The sequence below is a fragment of the Mycobacterium sp. genome (assembly GCF_036488105.1).
Lineage (GTDB): Bacteria > Actinomycetota > Actinomycetes > Mycobacteriales > Mycobacteriaceae > Mycobacterium.
The window spans coordinates 1-3955 of the sequence record NZ_DASXHW010000521.1 but is presented as its reverse complement, the minus strand read 5'-3'; the positions used below and the strand labels follow the sequence as shown (position 1 = coordinate 3955).

Here is a 3955-nt window from a genome sequence, read left to right as displayed (position 1 = left end):
GCTTACACCACAGGTGGTGTAACTTGATGTGTATGCGAACCAATATCGACATCGACGACGACGCGCTGCGCGAGGCTCAGCGCTTGGTCGGTACGAAAACCAAGCGCGACACGGTCAACCTGGCGCTGCGTGAACTCGTTGCCCGGCATCGCCAAATCGGTATCCTTCAACTGCGTGGAAAGGTGCGTTGGCAAGGCGACTTGGCCAAGAGCCGTAGCGGCCGGTCGTGATCGTCGTCGACACCAGCGTCTGGATCGACGTCCTGAACGACACTCCTGCGCCACAGGCGACGCGTTGTGTGGAGCTGATTGAAGCCGGACAACCTGTCGCGTTAACCGACGTGATCCTGACCGAGATCTTGCAGGGACTGCGGTCGGATCGGGAGGCGATGCGGGTAGAGCGGCATCTGCGCGCCTTCCCAATCCTTCGTTTGGCGGAACTGGACGATTTTGTGCTGGCGGCCAGGCTGTATCGCGCGGCGCGACGTGCCGGTGTAACCATCCGGAAGACCCTCGACTGTCTGATCGCAGCTCCTTGTGTGCGCACCGGTGTCCCGCTGTTGCATGCGGACGCGGACTTTGACCGCCTCGCCACCTGCACATCGCTTCGGATTTGGATGTCCTGAAAGCAACCGGCCACTTACTCGTCGTCGGCCCAGATTTCGGCAAGCAAGGTGGCCCTGGGAAGCAGGGATTGCGCCGACCGCCCAACCCTCCAGGAATGCCAGTTGCTGTCGATCAGGTCGAGTCCCTTCATGATCGGCGATTGCCGGGCAATCGCGATCCGCAGGTCCTCCTCGGTGAGGGGTTCGCCGTCGAGCCGCCAGCCGTGCCCGAGCAGCTGGTGCACTCGTGTGGCGAGCTGTGCAAGGGGAAGTGGACCATGCGCGGCCAGCACGCCGATTGTCAGTTCGGTGATCTCGGTGCCGAACGCGTGGGGCTCGAACGCTGACCTGAGCCGGCGGACCACAGCGAGGTCGTCACTGGTCGCGCGGGTGCAGGTGAGGACGCCGTGGCGTAGCCGCAACAGCCCGACGCGGCGCAGCAGGTCGTGCAGCGTCACCAGCGGTGGCAGGTCGTCCTCGATGGCGGCGGGCTGGCCGAGCGGATGCCAGCCCGGGCGATGCTGCTGGATGCCGCGCACCACTGTCCTCGGCAGCCGTCCGCCCGGGGTTAGTTTCACCCCGTCGCCGACGAGATCGACTAAGAGCCGGACACTTTCGGGCACCTCGCCGACAACTCGGCGCACCCGCTGGTCGGTGGCGGTCACATCGAACGGACGCAGCCGATTGCCGACCCAGCCTCGCATCTGATCGTGATCGGGGTGATTAAGGTCGGCGAGGATGTCCAGCAGTTCGGCGTACCCGCCGGGGCCGCCGCAGTCTTCGGGTGGGCACACGCCGTATCCGTCCGGGCAGCCCGGTGCGGCGCCACCGGGCCCGAGCACCTCGATGTCGTGGGTCCAGCCGTCGCCGAAATCGTAGAGATACTCGAATCGGGCGCCGAGATCGGCCAGTCGTACGACGGACTCGTCACGCTGGTCCTCGGGCCACACCTCCCCGCCGGGGATATCGATGCCGTAGGTCGCCTCCGGTGTCACGAACTGGTGCAGATGCGAATTTGTCCAACCGATCGCGGCCTGCAGCAGATCGTGCAACTCCGGCAGAGTCGCCTTTGCCGGCACGTCGAGCACCCGCGCCACCGCCGGCTCGACGTCACACAACACCACCTGCAGCCGGGTGGTCTTCACGACCGCGTTGCCTCGAAAGATGTTGAAGCGCAGCACTTCTTGTACTTTCGCCCCGACCCACACCAGCACGGCTGGTTGCGGCCCGGCGGCCAGGCGATCAAATCAGGGTCGGCGCTGGCGGCCAGGTGCGCAGCATATTCGGCCCGGGCCTCCGCCGAGTCGGGCTGCTGGTCCCGTTCAGCGCACCAGGCGGTAAACCGCGGGAGCCGCACCGGTGCGATCGTCAGCGCGGGTATGCTTACCTCCGCGTACTCGATCAGAATCTGCTGGAGCCTCCTGCAGTACTGCCGGTGCGGCACCGGCCCGTGCGGGCCACGCACGCGGTCGCTCTCGGCTAGGTCCGGCCACAGCTGCACCGCCTGCTCGTAGTCACCGGCCGGCAGCCACGCCAACGCCACCGCGCCGACTGGGTCGCCGGATTCCGCCGGCGTTTCCTGCTCCTGCATCAACCCGCCTTGTCCGGCCATTGCACGTAGTTCTTCAAGTGGTCGTCGTTCCTGCAAATGTGCTATCGCATACGCCTTCAAAATTGAAGGGGCACCACCGGTCGACAAACCCATCCTGCCCGACTAGGTCGACTGGCTCCATAGCGAGATGCTGAAACACTTGTCGCACACCGGCTACTGCACTAGCGCGTTACTTACACTCGCAATGCCGTCTCAGCGTGGCTCATGGCTTGCCGTGATCGGGATGGGGGACGGCTCGTAGTTCCAGGCCTGGGATCGCTTCAAAGTCTGACGGATTGCAGCTGTATAGCGGCAGATCGTAGGCAATGGCGCTGGCGGCGATCAATGCATCATAAGCGCGTGCCGCTGGCTTTCGGCCGGACGCTCGCAAGGATGCGGCAACCACTCCATATGCGCGCGCAGACTCGGCATCGAAGACCAGGACGTCGAAGTCCGACTCCGCCTGCTGCAAATGCGCCTGGCGCGCCGCGCGCTCTTCGTCGCTATGGGCGACATGCGGCCCCACCGAGAGCTCAGCCAAAGTGATCGCGCTGATCAAGGCTTCGTCAGGCAGAGTTGCGGGATCGTCGATGCGCCCAAGCAGGATCACCGTGGATGTGTCGAGCATCCCTCGCGATGCCGGCTCAGGGGTCACAGCGTTGCGTCAATGACGGTGTCGATGTCACGTCTCAGCACGTCGGGGTCAACGCGGGGTAACCCTTTCCTGCGCTCAATGAGTTCGACAGGTCTGGCGCTGCGGCGTGGCAGCGGGCGCAACTCGGCGACCGCGCGCCCATCCCGAGTGACGATCAAACGTTCGCCGCGCTCCACACGATCCAGGACTTCTCCTCCTCTATTACGGAGGTCGCGCACGGTTACTGGCTCCACACCCATAGTGTATCACCGGTGAGACAGGTTAAGTCGGCGGCGGCGGAGTCACGCGATACCGGTCCGCCTCCCACACCAATCCTTAGCGAAGGAGCAAAATTCGGGCTATGCAGTTCCGACGGGGTGCCGTTGCGCTGATTGCGGCAGCGCTGCTGGTCAGCGCCATGCTGGTCAGTGCTGCGCCCACGTCGTACGAACCGCAGCCACTGGTCGCCAACCCGGTCGAGCACGTCGACACCCTGATCGGCACCGGGAGCGGCGGCAAGTCGGTGGGGGAGATCAACAACTTCCCCGGCCCCTCGGTGCCGTTCGGGATGGTGCAGTACTCGCCGGACACCGTCGACAACTACGCGGGCTATAGCCACTCGAACAAGCGCGCCACCGGGTTCAGCATGACGCACGCCTCGGTGGGCTGCCCGGCGTTCGGTGACATCTCGATGCTGCCGACCACCAGCCCGGTCGGCAAAGAGCCCTGGGATACCAACGAAGAGATCGCCCACGACAAAGACGAGCGCGGCGTGCCCGGCTACTACACGGTGCGGCTCCCGTCGGCGGGCGTGACGGCGGAACTCACCGCCACCAACCGCACCGGTGTGGGCCGCTTCCACTATCCGAACGATCGTGCGGCGCGGTTCTTCGTGCGGTCCGGCGGATCGCTGGGTGGCAATGCCGCCGCGAAGATCCAAATTGGTGACGACAACACCACCATCACCGGGTCGGCGACCAGCGGTGGGTTCTGCGGTAAGAACAACGTCTACACGGTGTACTTCGTGATGAAGTTCAACAAGCCGTTCACATCATTCGGCACCTGGGACGGCTTCTCGGTATTTCCCAACGGCCGCAGCGCATATTCGAGTTACCAAGGTGACAGC

General features: G+C 64.6%; 6 protein-coding genes and 1 pseudogene. 3 read left to right on the top strand and 4 right to left on the bottom strand.

What is annotated here, in order from left to right; genetic code table 11:
- On the top strand, positions 1-230 hold a 230-nt coding region (locus tag VGH54_RS27555; protein WP_331515302.1), incomplete at its 5' end, for a type II toxin-antitoxin system VapB family antitoxin.
- The gene (gene vapC / locus VGH54_RS27550; RefSeq protein WP_331515301.1) at positions 227-625 is read left to right on the top strand and encodes a type II toxin-antitoxin system VapC family toxin; all 399 of its coding nucleotides are present in this window, start codon (positions 227-229) and stop codon (positions 623-625) included. The genes VGH54_RS27555 and vapC, both read left to right, overlap by 4 nt.
- A gap of 14 nt (positions 626-639) precedes the next feature.
- Here the strand turns inward: vapC and VGH54_RS27545 are convergent, their stop codons facing one another.
- The 4 genes from VGH54_RS27545 to VGH54_RS27530 form a co-directional block, all read right to left on the bottom strand.
- Positions 640-1785 carry a plasmid pRiA4b ORF-3 family protein gene (locus tag VGH54_RS27545; RefSeq protein WP_331515300.1) on the bottom strand — a complete coding sequence of 382 codons (1146 nt, stop codon included), beginning with the start codon at positions 1783-1785 and terminating at the stop codon, positions 640-642.
- The gene (locus VGH54_RS27540; RefSeq protein WP_331515299.1) at positions 1746-2216 is read right to left on the bottom strand and encodes an SEC-C metal-binding domain-containing protein; all 471 of its coding nucleotides are present in this window, start codon (positions 2214-2216) and stop codon (positions 1746-1748) included. Before VGH54_RS27540 ends, VGH54_RS27545 begins: the two co-directional genes overlap by 40 nt.
- Positions 2217-2418: 202 nt before the next feature.
- Positions 2419-2823, bottom strand: a complete 405-nt coding sequence (locus VGH54_RS27535) for a type II toxin-antitoxin system VapC family toxin (protein ID WP_331515298.1) — start codon at positions 2821-2823, stop codon at positions 2419-2421.
- 23 nt (positions 2824-2846) lie between these two features.
- Positions 2847-3089, bottom strand: a complete 243-nt coding sequence (locus VGH54_RS27530) for a type II toxin-antitoxin system prevent-host-death family antitoxin (RefSeq protein WP_331515297.1) — start codon at positions 3087-3089, stop codon at positions 2847-2849.
- Between the two features lie 101 nt (positions 3090-3190).
- Here VGH54_RS27530 and VGH54_RS27525 point away from each other — a divergent pair.
- A pseudogene (locus tag VGH54_RS27525) lies at positions 3191-3955 on the top strand (hypothetical protein); the annotation flags it as partial.

Excerpts from the sequence above, each read along its gene's own strand:
- VGH54_RS27540 (WP_331515299.1), bottom strand. The coding sequence starts at position 2,216 with ATGGCCGGACAAGGCGGGTTGATGCAGGAGCAGGAAACGCCGGCGGAA.
- VGH54_RS27535 (WP_331515298.1), bottom strand. The coding sequence starts at position 2,823 with ATGCTCGACACATCCACGGTGATCCTGCTTGGGCGCATCGACGATCCC.
- VGH54_RS27530 (WP_331515297.1), bottom strand. The coding sequence starts at position 3,089 with ATGGGTGTGGAGCCAGTAACCGTGCGCGACCTCCGTAATAGAGGAGGA.